The organism is Dictyobacter alpinus (assembly GCF_003967575.1).
GTDB lineage: Bacteria > Chloroflexota > Ktedonobacteria > Ktedonobacterales > Ktedonobacteraceae > Dictyobacter > Dictyobacter alpinus.
The window spans coordinates 1,368,751-1,391,715 of sequence record NZ_BIFT01000002.1 but is presented as its reverse complement, the minus strand read 5'-3'; the positions used below and the strand labels follow the sequence as shown (position 1 = coordinate 1,391,715).

The window sequence follows — 22,965 nt, the reverse complement described above, 5'->3', positions numbered from 1 at the left end:
TTTGGGTACAGTAGGGATTGTTATGCATGAACTTTCTATCGCCGATGCAATTGCTGGAACCGTGCTAGAGCAAGCTATTCTGCATCATGCCAGTCATGTGAAAAGTGTCCATGTGCGGATCGGTGAGGCTAATGGGGTTGTTAGTGATGCTCTATCCTTCTGTTTTGAGGCTATTGCCAGTTCAGAGCCATTATTGATTGGAGCAGAACTGAAGATCGAGCATATTCCACATCGTGCTCGCTGTCGAGGATGTGGGAACGAGTTTCATGTGGTGCAGTATATCCTGCAATGCCCGAGCTGTGCATGCTGGGAAGCAGATGTACTTTCGGGTACGGAGTTTTTGATTCAGGACATGGAGATTGATCTGCCGACTTCAGAAGAGGAAGGGGAGAGCGCGTATGCACAAAGTACCCATTGTACAGAATATTCTGGCAGCCAATGAGCGCATTGCCCACGAAGTTCATCAACGGCTGGCTGCTCAACGGCTGTTTACGATCAATATGATGAGCTCGGCTGGTGCTGGCAAGACCACGCTTTTGGAGCAGACCATCAAGCGTCTGGATGGAGTGTTAAGGATTGGGGTGATTGAAGGTGATGTCGAGACGTGTACCGACGCTGTACGTATCGAAGCCGCTGGCGCCCAGTCCGTGCAGATCATTACCGAGGGAACCTGTCATCTTGAAGCGAATATGGTGCTGCTGGCACTGGATGAGTTAATCCTGGAACTGATCGACCTTCTCTTTATCGAAAACGTTGGCAATCTGGTTTGTCCGGCGGGATGGCAACTGGGTGAAGATATGAAAATGGTTGTCGTAAGCACAACCGAAGGTGATGACAAGCCAGCTAAATATCCTGCCATGTTTGCGGCTTCAGAGGTGATGGTAATTAATAAAATTGATCTGCTCCCTTATGTCGATTATGATGTGCAGAAGGTTAAACGTTTCGCATTGGCTGTTAATCCACAGCTGCAGATCTTTGAATTAAGTTGCCGAAGCGGGGAAGGGCTGGATACCTGGTGTGACTGGTTACAATCCTTGAGACATAAAGGCAGGCAGGCTCATCCTCTGCCGCAGCGCATTGAGTTTTAGCCCTGCATATTGGTGGTGGTCGTGCTTGAGAGTGAAGGAGAAAAGTGATGTGTCTTGGAATTCCTGGCTGCATCGTCGAAATCGTCGATGAGCGTTTTGATATCGCCAAAGTAGACGTGTCTGGCGTAAAGCGCAATGTAAGTATCACTCTGGTACGTCCTGAAGGGATTGCCGTTGGTGACTGGGTGCTGGTACATGTTGGTTTTGCGATGAGCAAGATTGATGAGAAGGAAGCACGCGAGACGCAGAAAGCTCTTCAGTTGATGGGTGCGCCATATAAAGATGAGCTGGCTATGTTTGACAGCAGTCAGATCGAATGAAGAAAGGATGGGCCAGATGGGAGTTGACCTTCCCGCCATGCTGGATGCGCGGCTGACACTGAGCACTACTGTACCTGAGGCATTCTTTCATGCCCAGGCTGGTTGTATTGCCGAAGCCTGCTGGTCTATGGCGCGCCGTTTCCATCAAGGTGGGCGCTTACTGGCCTTTGGCAATGGTGCCTGGGCTACCGATGCCCAGCATATCTCGGTCGAATTTGTGCATCCTGTCATCGTTGGTAAGCGTGCCCTGCCAGCTCTGGCCCTGACCAACGATAGTGCCACGCTTAGTGCTATGTCGATCGGTAGTGCGCAGCAAGACGACGCCTTTGCCCGCTATATTGATATCCTGGCGCGCTCACAGGATATTGCCGTGGGCTTTTCACCGGATGGCAATTGTGCCAACGTAAACAGGGCATTACGTAAGGCCCGTCATATTGGTCTGCTTACTCTAGGACTCTGTGGGGGTAGCGGTGGCATCATGGCCACTCATGTGCGTCCAGTTAGTCCTGAGTGTTTAGTATCGGCGAACGATCAGGCTTTTCTGGATTACTGTTTTGTGGTCCCAAGCGATGATCCGCTGGCTATTCAAGAGACGCATGAGACGCTCTACCACGTCCTCTGGGAACTTGTCCATGTATTTTTCGAGCACGAAGGAGTGTTACGATGAACACCAATCCACAACAGCAGTCTGCTACTCCTGAGTCTGCCCGCTTCTTTGATCCAACTTTAGCAGCCCCGGGCTGTAGTTCAGAGAGAGCTGAACATTGCGTGACCTGTTCTGATCAAGCGCTTGAGTTACTTGTGCTGCAGGTTGATGTTGAGCATGCGACGGCCCTGGTTGCCATTGATAGCGGGACAGAGGAGATTGATATCAGTTTACTGGAGGTCGTCGGGCCCGGAGACATTGTCCTGGTTCATGGTGGCGTGGCCCTTGAGCGCTGTGGATTGGCCATAAAGAGAGAGGGGACCGATGGTGATGGTTCAAGAAGGAAGTAAGTACGATCAACTATTCTATCCTTATTTGTTTGAGGGTGAGCAGACTTCGCGTGAGGATGTGATTGCACAGGTGCGACATTCGACACTGGAGAAGTGCCATGAGATTGTGGCGCTGCGGCGGCAGGTGTTTCAGGAGTCCGCCGCTGCAATCATGGCGACTGGACAGGCGATGGCACTAGCCTTTGCGAAAGGCGCGACCCTGTTTGCCTTTGGTAATGGTGGTAGCACGACCGATGCCCAGGACATGGCTGCCGAGCTGATCAATCCTCCCTATGCGCACTGGAAACCTTTGCCGGCGCTGGCTCTGACCAATGATATTGCCGTGATCACCGCCATCGGTAATGACGTTGGTTTTTCCTCTATCTTTGCTCGACAGTTGATTGCGCTGGGAAAGCCAGGCGATATCGCTGTAGGTATCTCGACCAGTGGCAATTCTGCCAACATTTTACAAGCCATAGAGCAGGCTAAAAAGCAGCAGCTTTTGACGATCGCCTTGAGTGGTTACGATGGAGGAAAGATAGCGCATTCACCTGCCACAGACTTTTGTATTACCGCGCCCTGCGACCATATCCCACGTATTCAGGAGGCTCAGGCCAGCGTTTATCATACTTTATTAGAAATTATCCAGGCTCTACTGAAAGAAACTTAGCTCCCGATGATTGGCGGGGAAGCGCGTGAAAGGAACAATTCACAATGAAGTATGTTGATGAATACCGGAACTCAAATCTGGCGGATCAGATTGCGCGCGAGATTACACGTCTTAGTGCTGGACGCCCGCTTAAATTTATGGAAGTGTGTGGTGGACATACCCATACGATTTATAAACATGGTATTGAGGATATCTTACCCCCTAACATAGATTTGATTCATGGTCCAGGTTGTCCCGTCTGTGTGTTGCCAATGGGTCGTGTGGATGATGCCATTGCTATCGCGCAGATGGACAATGTCATTTTTACGACGTTTGGCGACATGATGCGTGTGCCCGGTTCACATGGTAGCCTATTAGATGCCCGGGCCGAGGGAGCGGATGTACGCTTTGTCTATTCGCCATTGGATGCGCTCAAACTGGCCCGCCAGTATCCAGATCGTCATGTGGTCTTCTTCGCGATCGGCTTTGAGACGACCGCTCCCTCGACTGCCGTGACCCTGTTGCGTGCAAAGGCTGAGAAGATCGAGAACTTTTCGATCTTCTGTAACCATGTCACGATCATACCCGCTATCAAAGCTATCCTGGATTCGCCGGATCTGCGTCTGGATGGCTTTGTAGGACCAGGTCACGTCACTATGGTGATCGGTCTACGTCCCTATACATTTATCGCGCAGCAGCATCATAAACCGATTGTCGTTGCGGGCTTTGAGCCGCTGGATATTATTCAGTCCGTACACATGCTGGTCCAGCAGATCAGTACAGGGCGATCTGAGGTGGAGAATCAGTATGCGCGTGTTGTGCGGCCGGAGGGCAACGTTAAGGCATTGGAGTCGATGGCCCGCACTATGGAATTGCGACCATTTTTTGAGTGGCGCGGTCTGGGATTTATCACGCAAAGTGCGCTAAAGCTCCGTGCTGAATTCGCTGATTGGGATGCTGAATTACGTTTCTCTGTACCAGGATTACGCGTAGCTGATCCCAAGGCTTGCCAGTGTGGTGAGGTACTGAAAGGTGTAATCAAGCCATGGGAATGTAAAGTCTTTGGTACTGCCTGCACCCCTGAGACTCCAATTGGTACCTGTATGGTGTCACCAGAAGGTGCCTGTGCCGCCTACTTTAACTATGGACGCTTCTCTATGGCATCTGAACGTGGTCGCTTGCATATCGCTCCTGTCACACAGACACAGGGTCTGTAGTATGTGTAGTATGTCTAGCCTGCCGGGAGGTTTGAGTTATGGAATTGCAGTCAGCACAAAGCGATGAGGTATTGGCAAAGATTGAGCGTAGTCGGCAGGCCCGCCGTCATAAGTTCTACCTGCGTGATGAGCATGTCACCTTAAGCCATGGCAGTGGTGGTAAGGCCACGCATAATTTGATTGAAGGTATCTTTGCACCCGCTTTTGCCAATACTGTGCTGGATCGCATGGAGGATGCAGCCTCGCTCACGCTGGGTGGACTACGCCTGGCTTTTACTACTGATAGTTATGTGGTCAATCCACTTTTCTTTGCCGGCGGTGATATCGGACAACTGGCCGTTCATGGAACCATCAATGATCTAGCCATGGCTGGGGCGGATCCTCTCTATCTCTCGGTCAGCATGATCCTTGAAGAAGGCTTTCCAATCGATGTCTTGCGGCGTATCGTGGACTCGATGGCCCGAGCGGCCCGCGAGGCCGGCGTTTTAATTGTGACGGGTGATACCAAAGTTGTGCAGCGCGGGAAGGCTGATGGCATCTTTATCAATACTGCTGGTGTGGGTACTATACGGGCTGTCGCCGAATTAGGACAGACACAGGTTCGGGTGGGCGATCGTATCCTCTTAAGCGGCGCAATCGGTGATCACGGTGTGGCAATTATGCTGGCCCGTGAAGAACTTGATATCGAGACCGATGTGCAGAGTGATAGTGCCCCACTTCACACGCTGGTCGCTACCCTGTTAGACAACGTAGGAAACTCAATCCACTGTTTCAGAGATCCAACGCGTGGTGGTATTGCCACCTCGCTCAACGAGATTGCGTTGAGCTCTGAACTCTCGATCGCCCTTGACGAACAGGCCATTCCGGTCCATGCTGGTGTACGGGGTGCCTGCGAGATCCTGGGACTTGATCCATTGACCATTGCCAACGAAGGAAAATTGCTGGCGATGGTCGCTCCAGAAGCCGAGCAACTAGCCCTCAAGGTTATGCGTGCGCATCCACTGGGAAAAGAAGCCATGGTCATAGGAACCGTCCAGGCGGACCCTCCTGGTATGGTTTTCCTGCGTACCGATATCGGTGGTACCCGTGTCCTGGATATGCTGGTAGGTGATCCTTTACCGCGTATTTGTTAAAGTACTGATAACTAAGAGGTATTCTTTTTTTAATTTTATAAGATGAAGAATACCTCTTTTTTTTCTACTATAGAACAGAACAAAAGCGACTGCAGTAGCATCAGGATGCTGGTTGAACAATCTTTGCGGTCTGGATCTGTTTCATCGGCACCTCGATTTTGATCCAGGTATCGCAATCGATGCAGCGGAAAAGTGTGCGATCATAGGTAGCGGGTTTTGAACGATTATAGCTGGCATCTTTACGTACAATTTTCATAATATCATTGCATATTGGACAGTTCATAATGCTTCTTCCCCCTAGTCCTCTAAAATTATTGCCCCTACTAGATAGTATACTGATACATGCAATTGTACCTGTGAGGTTGTGGGGAGGTTTGGCGAATTTGTGCTGGTCAAATATGCCTTGCATGTAACCAGAGACTGAAATTTGGCGTGTTCAGACTGTTGGCATTGACATATAAAACTGCTTGTAGCCTTTAATGATGAAAGGGTAACATGTAATGAGTGATTCTACTCAGCAGGGAACGGCAGATTTAAAACAGGTTCCGCAGCCGATACGCAATGGGAGTGGTGCGACTGATCCAGGTCCGAGGAATGTTGTATTGGATCGGCTTAATCCGAACACTCTGACTCCACCCAGTACCGACTATGGTACATTACCTAATCTCAAGTTTTCGTTTGGGAATGCGCATAATCGTTTGAGCGACGGGGGCTGGTCGCGGGAAGTGACGGTCCGTGAATTGCCAGTGGCCACCACATTGGCAGGTGTGAATATGCGCCTGACCCCTGGTGGTGTACGCGAGATGCACTGGCACAAGCAAGCCGAGTGGTCGTATATGCTCAATGGTCATGCTCGTATTACGGCCGTAGATCAAAATGGCTGTAACTTCATTGATGATGTAGGTGAAGGTGATCTCTGGTACTTTCCTGCTGGCATCCCGCATTCGATTCAAGGATTGCAGGATGGTTGTGAATTTCTTCTGGTCTTTGATGATGGCATTTTCAGCGAAAATTCGACATTTCTGATCAGTGATTGGTTCATCCACACACCACGAGAGATCCTGGCTAAAAACTTTGGCGTTCCTGAGAGCGATTTTGCGACATTGCCCGAGCATGAACGCTACATCTTCCAGAGCCAGGTGCCCGGATCACTTGTATCCGACAAGGTTGTTAGTCCCAATGGACCAGTGCCTGAAACATTTAGCCATCATATGCTGGCTCAGCAGCCATTGCTTACGCCAGGGGGAAAGGTACGCATCACCGATTCGCATAATTTCTCTGTAGCAAAGACCATTGCGGCCGCGTTAGTTGAGATCGAACCGGGCGGTTTGCGAGAAATGCATTGGCATCCCAATAATGATGAGTGGCAGTACTATGTCCAGGGCAGTGGGCGCATGACCGTCTTTGCTGCGGAGGGCCGCGCACGAACCTTTGATTATCAGGCTGGCGATGTCGGCTACGTCCCATTCGCCATGGGTCACTATATTGAAAATACAGGCAACACAACGTTGCGCTTCCTTGAAATGTTTAAGAGCGACCACTTTGCCGACGTATCACTCAACCAATGGATGGCCCTGACGCCACCGGAACTGGTCCAGGCACACTTGAACCTTGATCAGCATGTCATGAACTCCCTCCAGAAACAGAAGCATCCAATCGTGAAGTAACTGAGAGAGAACTCAGCGGACTTGAATATGGCGTTGTGATAAGCACATACATAGCTGTTATGTATGTGCTTCAACATGTGTGGCTGAAACTTCTATCTGTTACTGCCTGCTCCTTTCGTGATTCGCAATGCCTATATTGACAGATCTGCTTGTTACAGGTAAGCTTGCTTTCAAAAGCAGCACAATAAAGGAAAGAGTTATCGCATTACATAGTAACTCGCTAACAAAATAAAGAACTTTTTATGCAGGTTTGATTCCTGCGAAATCTATGACCCGCCGAGCGCTGTTTTCGCGCCTTTGGCGCTCTAACGGTTTTAAGTGTGCTGTCAAAAAAATGAGCACAGCTCATTTTTTTGACAGCACACTTAAAAGAAGTATGGGCCCTTTAGGGCCCGAGTGCGGCTGGCTGCATGTTCTACAATGAGAACAGGAAGCAAACACTAGCTATGTTGAAAGAGAGTGCAATGTGGCAAATGCATTAAGTGTTATTGATGTAGCATCTTTTCAGGAGAGGCGGGCGCAAGGATTAATTACGGGCCGCCCTCATTCAAAGCATGATTTGATTATCTGGAACTACACTCCTAAATGCCAGTATGAGCAGGCATGGGATGAGGTGACGTTGCAGGCTCGTGGTCTGATCACAGAACCTGATGGGACCATTATTGCCCGGCCGTTCCGTAAATTTATGAATATGGAACAGCATGAGGGACCACTTCCACTGGAGCCGTTTAAGGCCACCGAGAAAATGGATGGTAGTTTGCTTATTGTGAGCACCTACAAAGGGGAACGCATTGTTGCTACCCGTGGAAGTTTTAATAGCGACCAGGCGCTAAAAGCCAATGAAATCATCGAAAAACGCTATAGAGATTTTGCATTTTTACCCGCTTATACCTATCTCTTTGAGGTAATTTATCCAGGAAATCGGATCGTGGTTGATTATGGCAAGACTGAGGATATCACCTTGCTGGCCCTTATTCATACAGCAACCGGTGAAGAGAAAGATATCCATCAACCTGAATATGCTACCAGCTGGCCATTTCCTATAGTGAAATATTATGATGGTATTACTGATATTGCAGTCCTCAGGCAGTTAGAGGAAGCCAATAAAGAAGGATTTGTGCTGCGTTTTGAGAGCGGTTTACGCCTGAAAGTAAAATTCGCTGAATATCTGCGGTTGCATCGACTGATGACGCAGATTAATGCGCGCATCCTCTGGGAACTCCTGAAAGATAATGAACCGCTAGAGCCGCTGTTAGATCGTGTGCCTGACGAATTTTATACCTGGGTGAAACAAACCTGTGCAGATCTGCAAGCACAGTTCCAGGCAATTGAGCAAGAATGCAGATTTGAGCTTGAGCAGGTAAAAGACCTGCCGACCAGAAAAGAGCAGGCGGCAATCATTGCCACGAAAAAATACCGTAGCGTGATATTCTCAATGTTAGACAACAAAAAATATCAGGATGCCATCTGGAAAATTATCTATCCAGCTGCATCCCGGCCATTTAAGATTGATGATGAGCTATGAAAACAGTGCTTTTCCTGAAAGGTTTGCCCGCTTCAGGTAAATCTACCTATGCCAAAAAACTGGTAGATGACCATCCAGGCAAATACAAAAGAATCTCTAAAGATGATCTTAGAGCAATGGTGGATAATGGTCGTTGGAGCAAGAGTAATGAAAAATTTATCCTGAACGTAAGGGATAATCTTATTCTGCTGGCTTTACAAGAGGGATATCATCCGATTGTTGATGATACCAATCTTCATCCAAAGCATGAGCAGGCCATACGCGAGCTGGTAAAGGGGCAAGCGACAGTGGAGGTCAAGGATTTTACTGATGTGCCGCTGGAAACCTGTATTGAACGAGATCGTCACCGTGCAAACTATGTTGGTGAACAGGTTATTCGTAAAATGTATCGTGATTTCTTGCAGGTAGCTCCACCCGTTATCAACGACGATCCTAAACTACCCAAAGCCATCATCTGCGACCTGGATGGAACACTGGCGGTCTTAAATGGTCGAAATCCATATGACGCTGCAAAATGTGAGCAAGATCTGGTCAATGAACATATTGCTACTATTGTGCGTTTTTATAGCCAGACCGTGCATGTTTTACTGGTGTCTGGTAGAAAAGAGTCTCACCGTCCACAGACCATGAACTGGCTGGCGCAGCACACTATTCCTTATACCTCACTGTGGATGAGGCAAGACGACGACAATCGCAAGGATTCTCTGGTCAAAGAAGATATTTATCGAGAGCATATTCAAGGGAAATATGCTATCCAATTTTGTCTGGATGATAGAAACTCGGTTGTCGACTTATGGAGATCTTTAGGCTTGATATGTCTGCAAGTTGCTGATGGAGATTTTTAGTGTCTGTACATGAAGAATTGAGCATTTCTGAGGAATATCTGCGCTCCTGTTTACAGGAACAGTACGGTTTGACGTCCACATCCTTCGAGTTTATTCCGCTTGGGCTCGATAGTCAGGCAGGCATATATCGTGTGATGTGTACAGATGGTCTTCCTCGTTTGCTCAAAGTTCGATCGGGATTATTGTATGAAGCGAGCTGTCTTATTCCTCGTTATCTGCACGATCAGGGGATCGCTTCCGTCGTGGCTCCTCTTCCGACCTTACAGCATAGCTTATGGACCCATTTCGGAGATTGGACCGTCTGTCTTTATCCGTTTGTTGATGGAGATACAAGTTGGGACGGGATGACTACTGAGCATTGGCGAGAACTGGGTGCTGTCTTCAAACAAGTGCATCAGGTTACGCTCCCTTTTTATTGCTTGAAGTCACTGCGTAAGGAAACCTTTGATCCGACGCAGTATGCCAGACAGATACACGATTTTGAAAGCCACTACCTTGAGGAACATCGTAATGATGGTGCAGCGGCGCAAGCCCTTTGTTCCTCCTGGCTGACCCATCGAGCTACTATTCATAGCGCGCTTTCTGCCCTGGAAAAGCTAGCATTAATGCTGCAAAAACAAGCTGGACCATATGTACTCTGCCACGCCGATCTGCATCCTGCCAATCTTTTGCGGGATCAAGCAGGACATGTGTTTGTGATTGATTGGGATGTGGTGATGTTGGCGCCTAAAGAGCGTGATTTTATCTTTGTGAGCGAATTACCCGCACCTGATCCAATGCCGCAAACTTCAACTCCTTTTTTTCAAGGCTACGGCCAGACGGAAATTGATTGGACAGCACTCACCTATTATCGCTGGGAACGGATTGTCCAGGATATAATTGCCTGTGCCCAGGATGTATTACTAAGAGATGATCTGGGCGAAGAAACAAAGGCCGATGCGGTTCGTTTGTTTGATATGATTTTAGCTGGCAAGCACGACATCCAGCTTGCCCATGCTACCGCCTCCCACATACGCCCTTTTTGAGCAGAGAAATAGATAGACTTGTTGGTCGTATGTGGGAGGCAAAACTTGTATATGACGTTACTTAGTCTGCCGCATGAGTAGCGCTACTAAGCCAGATATATGGTTCATACATGTGCAAGGAAACGTTTGGATACTAGATCAAGGACCTGATCTGCTGGCATATTCCAGATGCTTTGATTGAAGATTTCGACTTCGATAGGACCATGATAGCCGGCGGTATCGACGGCGTGGCGTAGTTTGCGTAGCTCGATGATGCCATCGCCCATCATGCCGCGACCAAGCAGGACATCAGGGAGCGGGACCAACCAGTCGCTGACATGGAAGCCGAGGATATGCCCGCTGGCGCGGGCGATTTGTTCGTAGACGGAGCTATCCCACCAGACATGGAATGCATCGATAATCACACCGAGGTTGGCATCATCTAGTTTCTCAACGAGTTGGTTGGCTTCGGCCAGACTGGTAATGACCGAGCGATCGCCTGCATACATAGGATGTAGCGGCTCGATGCCTAAGGCAATGTTATGCTTGCGGGCATAGGGGAGCAGTTGAATTAAGGCATCTTCTACCATCTCTCGGGCGGCTTGCATATCGCGATCCGGGGCGGGTCCGCATACCAGTACCAGTACCGCTGTCTGCAGTTCAGCAGCCTCTTCGATGGCACGCCGATTATCATCAATTCTGGCCTGTCGCTCGGCGGCCGTGGCCGCTGGAAACCAGCCGCCACGACATAAACTGGAGACCTTGATACCACTCTCACGTACGATACGCGCCGTCTCGGCCAATCCTGTTTTCGCTACTTTGTCGCGCCACAGGCCAATCGAAGGAATGCCCGTACGCAAGCAACCCTCAATGGCCGCGCGTGCATCCCAGCTATCGATCGTAGCCTGGTTTAAGCTTAATCTTGTCAGGTTGGTTAATTCCTGCATCAAAATGGTGCTCCTTCTTGTGTGATGCCAGCTTCTACTAATGTTGCTTGCATCCTGGCACTGGCCAGATCTGGATCAACCAGCAGGTGGGCCTGGTCTGCTAACACAAAGAGTTGAGCCAGATGTTGGATCGAGCGAGCCTTTTCTAATCCACCAATCATCTTAAAATGTTCTTGATGACCATTGAGATAAGCTAGAAAGACAATGCCCGCCTTATAGTTGAAGGTTGGCGCCTGAAAGATATGGCGCGAGAGTGGAACGGTGGGCTCAAGGATCGTGGTATAGCGCTCAATATTGCCAGCATCCAGCTGCTGTAAAGCGGCAGCCGCAGCGGGTGCGATTGCATCGAAGATACCCAGCAAAGCATGGCTATAGTCCTGTCCATCACCAAGCATCAGGTCCGCATAATTAAAATCATCGCCGGTATACATCTTGATACCAGCTGGGAGACGGCGGCGCATAGCGATCTCACGCTCAGCGTCCAGGAGCGAGATTTTGATGCCATCAATTTTAGTGGCATGGCGTTGCAGGATAGCCAGGCAGTTTTCCATGGCTATATCGAGATCATGCGATCCCCAATAACCGGTCAGGGCGGGATCAAACATGGCACCCAGCCAGTGAATGATGACCGGGTGTGCAACCTGGGATAAGATATGGTCATAGACATGCATATAGTCTTCAGGTGTTTGTGCCCTGGCCGCCAGCACGCGGCTGGCCATAAGAATGATCCTCCCACCGGCATCCTCGATAAAGCGACATTGCTCCTCGTAGGCGTGCTTGATATCTTCAATGGTTGTATCTGCTGAAAATACCAGCTGGTCTGTACCAGCCCCGCAGGCGATACGAGCTCCTGGATGTGTTTTAGCCGCAGCCAGTGAACGCTGCATCAACTCACTGGCCGCTGGCCAATCGAGTCCCATGCTACGTTGAGATGTATCCATTGCTTCCGCCACGGCCAGTCCCAGTGACCAGAGATGATGGCGATAAGCCAATGTTGCCTCCCAATCAATCTGGTTAGGCTGTGCGCTTTGCGTATCCAGCACAACATGGGCAGCAGCATATGCAACGCGACTATGCGCTATCGGAGCTGTACTCGCATAATGACTGGCAGGACCGGCTGTATACGTTTGCAAGGAGCCATCGGCCTGGGGTAATACAAGTTTCCTCGCCATCATCAGGACTCCTTTGTAAGGGTAAGTTCTGGTACATCTAGCCAGCGCCGCTCGGCCCAGGACTGTAAACCCAGTTCGGCTAATTGCACGCCTTTGGCTCCCTCATACAGATCCCAGCGAAACGGTGTATCATAGACCACATGCTTCAAGAACAGCTCCCATTGTGCCTTAAAGCCATTTGTGAAGGTCTCATTGTCTGGCACATCCATCCAGTTGTCCTGGAAACGAATGGAATTAGGCACATCAGGATTCCAGATGGCTCGTGGCGTGTTGACACGGCTCTGGACCTTGCATTCACGCAGGCCGGAGATCGCGCTACCATGGGTGCCATCGATCTGGAGCGTCAATAATTCATCGCGATAGACACGTACTGTCCAGGAGGAATTGAAGTGGGCAATGATGCCATTCTCCAACTGAAAGGTCGCGTAAGCCGCATCATCGGCAGTACACTCATAGCTTTTGCCCTGTTCGTCGATACGCTCAGGAATATGGGTTGCTCCCAGACAGGATACGGCTGTTACCCGGCCAAAGAGGTTATCCAGTACATATTGCCAGTGACAGAGCATATCAACAATGATGCCGCCACCATCCTCTTTACGATAATTCCATGAAGGGCGCTGGGCGCTCTGCCAATCTCCTTCGAAGACCCAATAGCCAAACTCACCACGTATCGAAAGGATCCGACCGAAGAAGCCACTATCAATCACACGTTTGAGCTTCAAAAGTCCTGGTAAAAATAGCTTATCCTGTACCACACCATGTTTGATACCCGCGCTATCCGCGAGTTGTGCCAGTTCGCGTGCCGTCGCGACATCCGTGGCAATCGGCTTTTCACAGTAAATATGTTTACCGGCAGCAATCGCTGCACGCAACGCATCAGCCCTGCGTGTTGTGGTCTGGGCATCAAAATAGATCACGTCGTCAGGATTAGCCAGGCACGCGGATAAATTCGTACTCCATCTCTCAATCCCGTGAGCCTGTGCCAGGGCACGCACTTTCTTTTCATCACGGCCAACAAGAATCGGATCGGGCCAGATTGTATCTTCACCTGGAACGTTAATCCCGCCTTGTTCGCGGATCGCCACAATTGAGCGGATCAGGTGCTGGTTAGTACCCATGCGTCCTGTGACACCATTCATGATAATCCCAATTCTTCTGGTCGCCATAATCTTACCTTTCTCCCCTTTTTATAAAAGAAAACGTTTACTATTCAAAGTCTAAACCGTGATGCCTTGATTGTCAACCTTTTATAGATAGAGGTAGCCGGATACAAGGGTGACTGTATCCGGCTACCTCTATCTATAAAAGCAAGCGCACTTGTAATTGCCTTGTGGTAATTTATGGTTTAATGTTCTGGTTTGCTGTGATCTGTTGTGGCTTTGCGTTTTGTTTCAATATATGAGAAGAGGGTGCCGCCAATTGTTGAGAGAACCATTAATACTGCATAGAAGCCATAGAAGACAAATGGTGAGACAGCCAGAAATCTGGACACATCCAATGTGAAGGCCAGGTATGTGCGTACAATGCCTTCGCTTAAAAGACCTGTACCCCAGAGGAGTGCTTGCATACGCAACATGCGACGCCATATATTATCTTGTTGCCATTTTTGCTCATATTTCTCAATTAACGCTGCTGAATTGCCTGTGGTAACGTAGCGCAAGGTATAGTATGTAGCGGGTTTAGGGAAGAAGAAAGAAACGAGAATAATTACGCTGGATATCATGCCGAGCAATGAACCACGTACCAGGTAGAGTTTGGGACTCCCACCCAGGGAAATGGCGAGCAGGGATGTGATGATTGAGAGAAAGGCTATGCCAGCCATAAAATCGATGCGCCGGTTTTTGATAATGCCAACCACGCTATCAATTATTGAAGGTATACCGGTAGCTAGCAAGGCTGGCATTTGTGCGACATGCAGGTAGTTAATCAGTCCATTATAGATGAGCCAGGGGCATAGGCCGTTAATGACTATGCTAATAATGATACCTCGTATAATGATTTTTTTATGGTTATTTGTTTGAGCTTGCATAAGATTTGTTGTGCTTTCCATCTTTTTTACCTCTCTCAAGTGTGTGTTGCGCTTCTCTCATTTTTAGCATGTAGTAATTTTATACTTGAAGGGTAGCAGTAAACATCACCCGCCTGGGTGAAGGTAGGGATGATCAATTCTAGTGTTTGATTTTTATTTGCATTGGGAGGGTATAGCCAGCCGCACTCGGGCGCTAAAGCGCCCATGCTTCTTTTAAATGTGCTGGAAAATTGTGTGCAATGCGCACAATTTTCCAGCACATTTAAAACCCTGTAGATAATTTTGGGATACATGGCATAGATGGCAAATATCCCCTATAATATGAAGGAAGATTCGCTTGAGAAAGAGCATGGGCCGACATGGAGGGAATGCAATGCCTGTTGCCATGTCTGGTTGACACACATTGATCCTCGGCTGACAAGGTATCCTTGTGGGGTAAGGGATAGATGGATAGAGGAGTATGCTATGCGCTTTCTTGCTGTAATTTATTTGGGAGGATCATGCATTGTTAAATAATCGTGTGCTGAGCAACCTGACAACTATCACTCCGTTGAAATATCGTTTGCTGAGCATTCTGGCAATTATCACTTCTATTGGTGCTTATTTTATGTTGCTGCTGGGCGCTGCCGTCACCAAGACCGCTTCAGGCCAGGGCTGCGGTAATTCCTGGCCATTTTGTCATGGCCAACTGATTCCTGAGTCTGTATCCATTGCGACGGTCTATGAGTATAGCCACCGCATTATGTCGGGAGCCGATGGCTTCTTGATTTTTGCACTGACCGTTATTTCCTGGTTGATGTATCGACGAGATTTTCGCGTCAAATTATTTGGTTTTATGAGTCTATTCTTTGTGGTGTTGCAGGCTATTCTGGGCGCGTTAACCGTGGTCTATGAAGGTACGTATGCCAAAGATGGACTGCTCTCTTTGCATTTTGGTTTTTCTTTGATCTCTTTTGCCAGTGTTATCCTGCTGACGATGCGCATCATGCAATTAAAGCATGTTGTGCCTGGTGCTCCTGAGCGTACGGCGCAACAAATTGCGCCAATCTCTAAAGGTATGCAGATTATTGTCTGGCTCCTGGCTGCCTATACATATGTTGTGGTCTATACAGGAGCCTTGGTACGGCATTCATCGGCGACCCTGGCCTGTGGACAGCAGTTCCCAACCTGTGGTGCGACCTACTTTCCTAATATCTTTACGGCAGCGGGCATTCAGGTTATGCATCGCTATGCGGCTGGGAGCATCTGGTTTTTATTGCTGGCTCTAATGGTCGTCATGATTCGCGTGGCTCGTGATCGACGTGATTTAATCTGGGGCAGCCTATGGGCGTTTGTCCTGGTTTCCCTGCAGGCGTTGAGCGGCATGGCTACCGTCCTGAGTGGAGCTCAACTCCTGGTTTCTCTGCTGCACACAACCATTATTGCCGTACTCTTCTCCGTTCTATGCTATCTGTGTGTACAGGTAGAGTGGCCCTGGAGGCGACACGTGGTAGATCAGAGTCCAGTTGTTGTGAATACATCCTCGAATGAGCTTCTACACGAAACGGTTTAATCGGCAGTGATTGAATAAAGAAGCCAGTAAGCAATTTTTGCTTACTGGCTTCTTTATTATCGCCATTTGATTAATGCTATAATCTGGAGAACTGACTTTTCGATCAGGAAAACAGTTACTTTTTTGTTATTATATAGTGCACTCGCTTTGAAGGAGACGTATTGTATGCAATTGCTTTTAGCTCGTCATCTGTGGGGGTTAACTGGTGAGCCTGAGGATCTGTTCCCACGTATTAAGTCTCAGGGGTATCAGGCTATTGAAAATGGCTTGCCCGAGCCTGATCAGGTTACACATTTTCAGGATCTCTTGCAGAAAAACGCTTTAACCTATATTCCACAGATCTTCACGAATGGAAATACTATTGAGGAGCATCTCGCGGATTTCCGCCGGCAGCTTGAGCAAGCGCAGGTATTTCAACCGGAAAAGGTGAATTGTCATAGTGGTAGGGATGTATGGAGCCTTGATCAGAGCTTGCGTTTCTATCGCGAGGCGGTAAAAATTGAGGCGGATCTGGGTATGGCGGTGGCCCATGAGACTCATCGTGGACGGGTCTTTTTTTATCCAGGTATCACAGCGCAGGTTCTGGAGCGTGTGGAGACGCTCAAGTTGTGTTGCGATCTCAGTCACTGGGTCTGTGTTGGTGAACGGCTCTTAGATGATCAGCTGGATATTGTGAGGCAGTGCGCGGAACGCTGTATCCATATCCATGGCCGTGTCGGCTATGAAGAGGGACCCCAGGTGCCAGATCCACGCGCGCCAGAATATCTCCCTTATGTTGAAGCCCATGAAGTCTGGTGGAATATCATCTGGAATGCACAGGAAAAGCAAGGCATGAAGGTATCTACATTTACACCAGAGTTTGGACCTCCAGGATATCTGCACACCTTACCCTATACGCAGGTTCCTGTGGCTGATCTTGAAGAGATCTGTAACTGGCAGGCGCAGCGTGAGCTTGAAGTGTTCGCACGCCGTCCACCTGCAAGTCATGGCTAGTAGTCACCTGAACCGGGCCAATCAATTGGCCCGGTTTTTGTCGCTAGCACAATACTGTGTTATGCAAGATCCGTTTGAAGTGTAAGCCCCTGCTTCTCGATTTTCTCGCGTAGTTTGAGTATTCCTTCTATCAGCGCCTCGGGACGCGGAGGACAGCCCGGAATATAGACATCGACCGGTACAACGGTATCAACTCCCTGAATAGTGTAGTAACTATCATAGAATTCTCCTCCCGAATTGGCACATTGTCCCATACTGATGACCCATTTGGGTTCTGGCATTTGTTCCCAGAGTAAGCGCAGGCGAGGAGCCATCTTGACCGAGAGCGTGCCCGCAACGATCATAAGATCCGCCTGGCGGGGACTGGCACGGAAGACCTCAGAGCCAAAGCGTGCGAGATCGTGCTGCGGAGCTGAAGCTGCCGTCATCATTTCGATGCCACAGCAAGCCAGGGCATAGGAAAAGGGCCATACTGAACGCGAGCGTGCCCAGTTCTTTGACCATTGCAGCATATCTTTAAGCGTGGTAAGCACCACAGGCATTTCTTGCTTCCCCGGAAGATACTCATCTGGATGGGTTGCCATCTTCAGTGGTATGCGTTGATGCGTTGGATGGGATAACAATTTTTCAGACATGGGAGGCCGTCCTTTCGTGTGTATTCTTTGCTGCCGCTATTAATGTCCATCCTTGCCGTGCATTAGGAACGGCTGGTTTCCAGGTAGTCAATTCTTTAAAGTGGCGATTGGAGATGCGCTGACTGCGATTGATCATATTCGCGGCCGCGCCCGTCATCAATTTCATGATGGCATTGGGGATGCGTAGGAGTCGGCGTTTTCCGACACTCTGTGCCAGGGCGTCTGCAAATTCATCGCGTGTGAGTGGTTCATCATCCACGATATCATAGACACCTGCTGGCGTATCATCTAGAGCCACGACAAGTGCCCGGGCAGCATCTTCTAGCCAGATGTAGGGGAGATAGGCATCTCCGGATCCTGGTAGTACCGCCAGACCCCTTTGCGCCATCTGGAATTGTTCCAGTGTGGATGGCACCTCTGGACCATATAAGTTTCCCATGCGTAGTACGATTCCACGACGGTTGGCTTGTGTGAAGCGTGCCACTTCCGCTTCCGCGTCGATGGTGGCTTGCTGGATGACATGCGACTGTGTTGGGGTAGCGCGTGCATCGATCCATTGCTCTCCGCGGTCAGGATAGACAGCGTAGAAACTGGGATAGATAAAGGTTTGTACCCCGGTTGCCAGAGCGGCAGCAACAAGTGTACGTGCACCATCGCGACGGATATGATCATTTTCTTGCCATGACGCTACCTTTCCCATCTGGGCCGTGGGTGGAATTTTTGTGGCTAAATGCATAATAGCCGTAGCCTGTGTAGACGCTAAAACTCCGGTGAGCGCATCACTGTTGAAGAGATCAGCTGTAATGGGTTCCGCACCCAATTGCCGTATGGCGGCCATATTCTTTTCCGATCGACTCAACGCGTAGACCTGATGAGCGGATGATAAAAGCAAAGGGATTACGAATTTTCCAAGTACACCCGTCGCTCCTGTAATAAAGATTTTCATTTTTCTTCTTCTCCTCAATATGGCTAGAATATTCATTTTGGTGTTTCTGCTGTGCGTGTGAACGTTAACAGCGTACTAGAAAGGAGACAAGTCAACTTATGAAAATGTGACAACAAGGGGGATAAAACTTTTTGTGCTAGTTTGCACCTTTGTTTTTCATGGCTTATGATAATATTGAGCATGATGATTGTTAGAGAGGCAGATGCCAGTCTGGGGTGTGCAGACGCGCCCAATCGTTTTATTGTATTTCGTTTGGTACAAAAAAGTGCGTATATGCACTTTTTTGTACCAAACGAAATACAATAAGTGAGTTCACTTCCGTGAAAAAGTATATGTAAATGTTATGATCCAGATATGTGTCAGCATCTGAAGCAATTTTATGGGAGAATACTTAACACAAGTCTATGGAGCAATTTCAAGAATATCGTCCGCTGCTCTTCTCGATTGCATATAGGATGACGGGGAGTGCAAGTCAGGCTGAAGATATTGTTCAGGATGCATATTTGCATTATCAGCAGGTAGATACTGCCTCTATCCAGTCATCCAAAGCCTATCTAACGAAGATGGTTACCAATCTCAGTCTCAATTATCTTAAATCTGCCCGGGTGCAGCGGGAAGAGTATATCGGCATCTGGCTACCAGAGCCCATGCTCACCTTATTGGCGACTGGGGAGTCGTTGGAAATGAATATTGAGCAGCAAGAGTCTGTGTCTACGGCATTTCTTGTTTTGCTAGAGACATTGACCCCTCCAGAGCGGGCTGTATTTTTGTTGCATGAAGTCTTTGACTATTCATTTGCTGAAATCGCTGAAATCCTTGAAAAAAGTCCGGCGAATTGTCGCCAGCTTTTTCATCGCGCCAAAAGCCATGTTACAGAGAAACGGCAGCGCGTGAATATTGAGCCTGAAAAACAGCACCAACTTATGGAGTCGTTTGTTAGCGCCTGCCAGTCAGGCAATCTGGATGCCTTAACGAAGCTGCTGGCCAGAGATGTGACGGCCTGGTCTGATGGTGGTGGTAAAGTCCATGCTGGTCTGATTCCTGTTGCCGGTCAAGCCATGGTTGCCCGCTTATTCCTGAATCTGATGCGCAAGGTGCCATTTGACGATCTACTCAGCATCGAGGAGGTGAATGGCGCACCAGCGCTTGTGTGCTGGAGTGCTTCACAGCTCCAATGGGTGTTGATCCTTGATATTCTCGATGATGCTATTGTGGGATTGTACAGTATTTTGAATCCTGACAAGCTGGTTTTTCTACAACACCAATTGGAGTTGCAGCAAGAAAAATCTGGTTGATGCTTCAGCTATCAATTAGATGTGAAGCGGGAAAAATGTGTTTGATGCTTCAGCTATCAATTAGATGTGAAGCGGGAAAAATGTGTTTGATTGGGCTGCGTAATTATACAGCCCAGGTCGGGCCAGCGTTCTTGTAGCAATGTACCTAGTGCACGTATCCCCCATTGCTCACCAGTGGCGTGGCCGATCACGGCTACGGCCATGCCGGTCTCCTGGACCGCCTTGCGGGCGGGTTGACGGAATTGGCCGGTGATATAGAGCTGTACACCCTGGGCGGCGGCTTCCCTGATGAGCTGGTCATTCATCGCACCTACGATGGCAATGCGCTGAATTTTCTCGGCATGTAGCTGGTGTGTCTCTGGGGGAATGGCGAACGTGTTTGTAAGTGTTGAGACAAAACTATGAAGGGATACTGTAGGAATATCGCCGAACATTCCATAAGGGATCGTGTCTCTGAAGGCAAATGGGATTGGATTATGCATTCCTAGTTGTGTGGCCAGAGGTGGATTGAAGCCAAAGGTGAGCATGAGGTCAAAGGAGAGATGGTAGGCCAGGATGCCAATCTCTGATGGAAATGTTGCTAACTTGATTTTCCAGGGACGGTGCAGAAAAAGCGCATCGAGCTCTTGCTCGCTTGCCCATTGTCCAATTCCGGCCCATGGTTCGATGGCCAGCCCGATGCGGCGAATGGGATCTTTGCCTGATCGGTAGATACCATGTTGATCAGCAGGAAAGCGCGTAACCTCTAGATACTGATCTAGAAAAAGAGCGATTGCTTCAAGTTTTGGATAAAACATCATGTAAATTCCCTTTCCGATCTTGCCATTTTAAAAAAAGATGTCAAAATTGGAAGAAATCGGGGAATATATCATTCAGTGTGGACGTTGTATATAGTGTATGACATCAAAAAGAATTGTAGCGCTTCTGTGAGAAATGGTTTCTTCGAGCGTCAATCTGTGGAGAGATGTCAACACAGGAGCACAAAAATATGAGACTTTATGTTGGTGGACTACCTTATCAGACCGATGAGCAGGAACTGCGTGATGTGTTTGGTCAGATTGGCAATGTTACTTTTGCAACAGTTATCACAGATCGTGAGACAGGCCGTAGCAAAGGTTTCGGATTTGTAGAATTTGAAGATGATGATCAGGCTCGCGCCGCGATCGATCAGCTGAATGGTTCTATGCTGGGCAACCGCACAATCACGGTAAACGAAGCTCGTGAGCGTCCTGCTGGTGGTGGTGGTAACCGCGGTGGTGGTTACAATGACCGTGGCGGTCGTGATCAGGGTGGTTATCGCGGTGGTCGCTACTAGTTAGCGGTATTTGCGAACTAACAAAGGAGAGGTCAGTCAAAGACTGATCACTCCTTTTTTTATAGATTTTTTTAAGCGATCTTGACGACAATAGCGGTAATATTGTCGGGTCCACCGGTTTCATTGGCGCGCTCAATCAATTTTTTTGAGCTCTCTTCCGGCGTATTATTTTCCACAATCAAGCGCATCTCTGTTTCTGAGATCTGACCATGCAGGCCGTCCGTACAGAGCACCAGTATATCGTCTGTTTTGACCTGGATGGGATCGCTGATATAGATCTCTTCTTGATGCTTGGTACCCAGGCAGCGAGTAATAACATTACGAGAAGGGCTTGTTAAAGCTTCCTCGGCAGTCATATTTCCTTTCAATACTTCCTGCGCTACCAGGCTATGATTTTCGGCCAGTTGCTTGATCTCCTGATCCGTAATCAGATAAGCCAGGCTATCGCCTACATTGGCGATATAGAGCGTGTGCTGTTTAACCACCATCGCGACACAGGTCGTGCCCATGCTTTTACCTTGTAGTTCAGGATTTTCCTTGATTTTGGCCTGACATATTTCGTAGATGACGGTATTGGCCTGCTGCATAGCGTTACCGAGTGCTGTTGGAATATCATCTGAGGTATCCTGATAATAGACCTCGCGAATCGTGTTCACGGCCAGTTCGCTGGCGAGCTCGCCATATGCATGTCCACCCATACCATCTGCAACGACGAAGAGGGCGCCCTTATCATTCATAATGGAAGCGTTATCTGGTAATACTGCAAGCAAATTATCTTCATTTGTAGGACGGCTACGACCGATATCAGTAAGCTGTGCAACCTGTAATTGTAGAGGGGCATTAAGCATATGATACTCCTTATCGTGTAGAACCAGTTTTCTTAATTGAAGAAATTGTTCAATAGTAACGCTTTTCACAAAATCATAAAAGACGGTACTCCAGAAAGGGAAGAGCCGCAATGTTCCGCCATCGTCTATCTCTTCGCGATAGCAATCCCGAAAGGTCTGGACCATTTCCTGTCCATATTCCTGCCTGAACTCAGATGGATAGGCCAGGAGAAGCCATTGATAGAGCCGTTCGGAACAGGATTGCATCCAGTGGAATGACGCCATACTTTTAAGCCTCTCCTTGTAATAGATGTTTCATCTGAGCGATGCTGACCAATTGTTCCAGCCGCCTGGCTTCAGCGCGTACAACGCGCTGACCAAAATCGGTCAAGCGATAATAGCGACGGCGTTCATCATCCAGATCAGGATCGGGTCGTGTGCCCGATTCCTCTAGCAAGCCATCCGCCATCATACGTTTGATCGAGCCATACAGCGTGCCTGGACCCATATGCACCTGACTATTGGTGCGCCGTGTGACCTCCTGCATGATTCCATAGCCATGGCGCTCCTTATCGGTTAACGCCAGCAGAATATGAAAGACCGCAGGTGTCAGTGGCAATAGGGATTCCGGTTCGCCTTTGTTCTTTTTGATAATCCTCTCTCCTGCTTCAATTGTTTGTGTATATCTGTTGCGGATATATCCGTTAGTGATATAGTAAACTGAAAATAGGCACTTGTCAAGTGGTTGCATTCTTTTTGCTGTACCTGTTATCCGGTACAAGTTTTCTACATAGCAACATCTAAGAGGATAAAAAATGGAGCGCTGGCCAC

Annotated in this window: 26 protein-coding genes; 16 read left to right on the top strand and 10 right to left on the bottom strand. The window is 48.6% G+C overall.

What is annotated here, in order from left to right:
- Nucleotides 1–22 precede the first annotated feature (22 nt).
- From EL633_RS28050 to hypE, 8 genes are read left to right on the top strand one after another with little or no spacing between them, the layout of a single operon-like run.
- Complete coding sequence (locus tag EL633_RS28050) at nt 23–442, top strand: hydrogenase maturation nickel metallochaperone HypA/HybF (RefSeq protein ID WP_126630540.1); 420 nt, start codon at nt 23–25, stop codon at nt 440–442.
- On the top strand, nt 399–1,088 hold the full coding sequence (hypB, locus tag EL633_RS28045) for a hydrogenase nickel incorporation protein HypB (RefSeq protein WP_126630539.1): 690 nt from the start codon (nt 399–401) through the stop codon (nt 1,086–1,088). Before EL633_RS28050 ends, hypB begins: the two co-directional genes overlap by 44 nt.
- Before the next feature lie 47 nt (nt 1,089–1,135).
- On the top strand, nt 1,136–1,408 hold the full coding sequence (locus tag EL633_RS28040) for a HypC/HybG/HupF family hydrogenase formation chaperone (protein WP_126630538.1): 273 nt from the start codon (nt 1,136–1,138) through the stop codon (nt 1,406–1,408).
- 16 nt (nt 1,409–1,424) lie between these two features.
- Nucleotides 1,425–2,075 (top strand): D-sedoheptulose-7-phosphate isomerase, encoded by a 651-nt coding sequence (locus EL633_RS28035; protein WP_246039279.1) that lies wholly within the window; start codon nt 1,425–1,427, stop codon nt 2,073–2,075.
- Nucleotides 2,072–2,404: a HypC/HybG/HupF family hydrogenase formation chaperone gene (locus EL633_RS28030; RefSeq protein ID WP_126630536.1), complete on the top strand. Its 333-nt coding sequence runs from the start codon at nt 2,072–2,074 to the stop codon at nt 2,402–2,404. The genes EL633_RS28035 and EL633_RS28030 overlap by 4 nt, the downstream gene beginning before the upstream one ends.
- Nucleotides 2,385–3,053: a D-sedoheptulose-7-phosphate isomerase gene (locus EL633_RS28025; protein WP_246039278.1), complete on the top strand. Its 669-nt coding sequence runs from the start codon at nt 2,385–2,387 to the stop codon at nt 3,051–3,053. The genes EL633_RS28030 and EL633_RS28025 overlap by 20 nt, the downstream gene beginning before the upstream one ends.
- Nucleotides 3,054–3,097: 44 nt before the next feature.
- Nucleotides 3,098–4,249: a hydrogenase formation protein HypD gene (hypD, locus tag EL633_RS28020; RefSeq protein ID WP_126630535.1), complete on the top strand. Its 1,152-nt coding sequence runs from the start codon at nt 3,098–3,100 to the stop codon at nt 4,247–4,249.
- 38 nt (nt 4,250–4,287) lie between these two features.
- On the top strand, nt 4,288–5,382 hold the full coding sequence (gene hypE, locus EL633_RS28015) for a hydrogenase expression/formation protein HypE (protein ID WP_126630534.1): 1,095 nt from the start codon (nt 4,288–4,290) through the stop codon (nt 5,380–5,382).
- A gap of 100 nt (nt 5,383–5,482) precedes the next feature.
- On the opposite strand, the gene EL633_RS28010 is transcribed toward hypE, so the two are convergent.
- Nucleotides 5,483–5,665, bottom strand: a complete 183-nt coding sequence (locus tag EL633_RS28010; protein WP_126630533.1) for a hypothetical protein — start codon at nt 5,663–5,665, stop codon at nt 5,483–5,485.
- A 217-nt stretch (nt 5,666–5,882) separates the two neighbouring features.
- Between EL633_RS28010 and EL633_RS28005 the strand changes: the two genes are divergently transcribed.
- From EL633_RS28005 to EL633_RS27990, 4 genes are all read left to right on the top strand, one after another.
- Nucleotides 5,883–7,049 (top strand): oxalate decarboxylase family bicupin, encoded by a 1,167-nt coding sequence (locus tag EL633_RS28005; RefSeq protein ID WP_126630532.1) that lies wholly within the window; start codon nt 5,883–5,885, stop codon nt 7,047–7,049.
- Between the two features lie 466 nt (nt 7,050–7,515).
- Entirely contained in the window at nt 7,516–8,574 is a 1,059-nt protein-coding gene (locus EL633_RS28000; protein WP_126630531.1) for a T4 RnlA family RNA ligase, read from the top strand.
- A complete protein-coding gene (locus EL633_RS27995) occupies nt 8,571–9,419 on the top strand; it encodes a phosphatase domain-containing protein (RefSeq protein WP_126630530.1) in 849 nt (282 codons plus the stop codon). The genes EL633_RS28000 and EL633_RS27995 overlap by 4 nt, the downstream gene beginning before the upstream one ends.
- Nucleotides 9,419–10,444, top strand: coding sequence for a phosphotransferase enzyme family protein (locus tag EL633_RS27990; protein ID WP_246039277.1), 1,026 nt, complete (start codon nt 9,419–9,421; stop codon nt 10,442–10,444). The genes EL633_RS27995 and EL633_RS27990 overlap by 1 nt, the downstream gene beginning before the upstream one ends.
- A gap of 104 nt (nt 10,445–10,548) precedes the next feature.
- Here the strand turns inward: EL633_RS27990 and EL633_RS27985 are convergent, their stop codons facing one another.
- The 4 genes from EL633_RS27985 to EL633_RS27970 form a co-directional block, all read right to left on the bottom strand.
- Entirely contained in the window at nt 10,549–11,370 is an 822-nt protein-coding gene (locus tag EL633_RS27985; protein ID WP_126631915.1) for a sugar phosphate isomerase/epimerase family protein, read from the bottom strand.
- Nucleotides 11,370–12,542 (bottom strand): dihydrodipicolinate synthase family protein, encoded by a 1,173-nt coding sequence (locus EL633_RS27980; RefSeq protein ID WP_126631914.1) that lies wholly within the window; start codon nt 12,540–12,542, stop codon nt 11,370–11,372. Before EL633_RS27980 ends, EL633_RS27985 begins: the two co-directional genes overlap by 1 nt.
- Nucleotides 12,543–12,544: 2 nt before the next feature.
- Entirely contained in the window at nt 12,545–13,708 is a 1,164-nt protein-coding gene (locus EL633_RS27975) for a Gfo/Idh/MocA family protein (RefSeq protein ID WP_126630529.1), read from the bottom strand.
- A gap of 179 nt (nt 13,709–13,887) precedes the next feature.
- The gene (locus tag EL633_RS27970; RefSeq protein WP_126630528.1) at nt 13,888–14,592 is read right to left on the bottom strand and encodes a VC0807 family protein; all 705 of its coding nucleotides are present in this window, start codon (nt 14,590–14,592) and stop codon (nt 13,888–13,890) included.
- A gap of 484 nt (nt 14,593–15,076) precedes the next feature.
- Between EL633_RS27970 and EL633_RS27965 the strand changes: the two genes are divergently transcribed.
- Together EL633_RS27965 and EL633_RS27960 are read left to right on the top strand one after the other, a co-directional pair.
- The gene (locus EL633_RS27965; RefSeq protein ID WP_126630527.1) at nt 15,077–16,123 is read left to right on the top strand and encodes a COX15/CtaA family protein; all 1,047 of its coding nucleotides are present in this window, start codon (nt 15,077–15,079) and stop codon (nt 16,121–16,123) included.
- A 165-nt stretch (nt 16,124–16,288) separates the two neighbouring features.
- Nucleotides 16,289–17,116, top strand: a complete 828-nt coding sequence (locus EL633_RS27960) for a sugar phosphate isomerase/epimerase family protein (RefSeq protein ID WP_126630526.1) — start codon at nt 16,289–16,291, stop codon at nt 17,114–17,116.
- 59 nt (nt 17,117–17,175) lie between these two features.
- Here EL633_RS27960 and EL633_RS27955 read toward each other — a convergent pair whose 3' ends face one another.
- Together EL633_RS27955 and EL633_RS27950 are read right to left on the bottom strand one after the other, a co-directional pair.
- Complete coding sequence (locus EL633_RS27955; protein WP_371865602.1) at nt 17,176–17,706, bottom strand: NADH-quinone oxidoreductase subunit B; 531 nt, start codon at nt 17,704–17,706, stop codon at nt 17,176–17,178.
- A gap of 37 nt (nt 17,707–17,743) precedes the next feature.
- A complete protein-coding gene (locus EL633_RS27950; RefSeq protein WP_126630525.1) occupies nt 17,744–18,697 on the bottom strand; it encodes an NAD-dependent epimerase/dehydratase family protein in 954 nt (317 codons plus the stop codon).
- Nucleotides 18,698–19,101: 404 nt separating this feature from the next.
- On the opposite strand from EL633_RS27950, the gene EL633_RS27945 reads away from it, so the two are divergent.
- A complete protein-coding gene (locus EL633_RS27945) occupies nt 19,102–19,992 on the top strand; it encodes an RNA polymerase sigma-70 factor (RefSeq protein ID WP_126630524.1) in 891 nt (296 codons plus the stop codon).
- A gap of 56 nt (nt 19,993–20,048) precedes the next feature.
- Here EL633_RS27945 and EL633_RS27940 read toward each other — a convergent pair whose 3' ends face one another.
- A complete protein-coding gene (locus tag EL633_RS27940; protein ID WP_126630523.1) occupies nt 20,049–20,792 on the bottom strand; it encodes a Nif3-like dinuclear metal center hexameric protein in 744 nt (247 codons plus the stop codon).
- 188 nt (nt 20,793–20,980) lie between these two features.
- Between EL633_RS27940 and rbp the strand changes: the two genes are divergently transcribed.
- A complete protein-coding gene (rbp, locus tag EL633_RS27935) occupies nt 20,981–21,307 on the top strand; it encodes an RNA-binding regulator (RefSeq protein ID WP_126630522.1) in 327 nt (108 codons plus the stop codon).
- A gap of 71 nt (nt 21,308–21,378) precedes the next feature.
- Here rbp and EL633_RS27930 read toward each other — a convergent pair whose 3' ends face one another.
- Together EL633_RS27930 and EL633_RS27925 are read right to left on the bottom strand one after the other, a co-directional pair.
- Nucleotides 21,379–22,419, bottom strand: a complete 1,041-nt coding sequence (locus EL633_RS27930) for a PP2C family protein-serine/threonine phosphatase (RefSeq protein WP_126630521.1) — start codon at nt 22,417–22,419, stop codon at nt 21,379–21,381.
- A gap of 4 nt (nt 22,420–22,423) precedes the next feature.
- A complete protein-coding gene (locus tag EL633_RS27925; protein WP_246039275.1) occupies nt 22,424–22,753 on the bottom strand; it encodes a PadR family transcriptional regulator in 330 nt (109 codons plus the stop codon).
- Between the last annotated feature and the right edge of the window lie 212 nt (nt 22,754–22,965).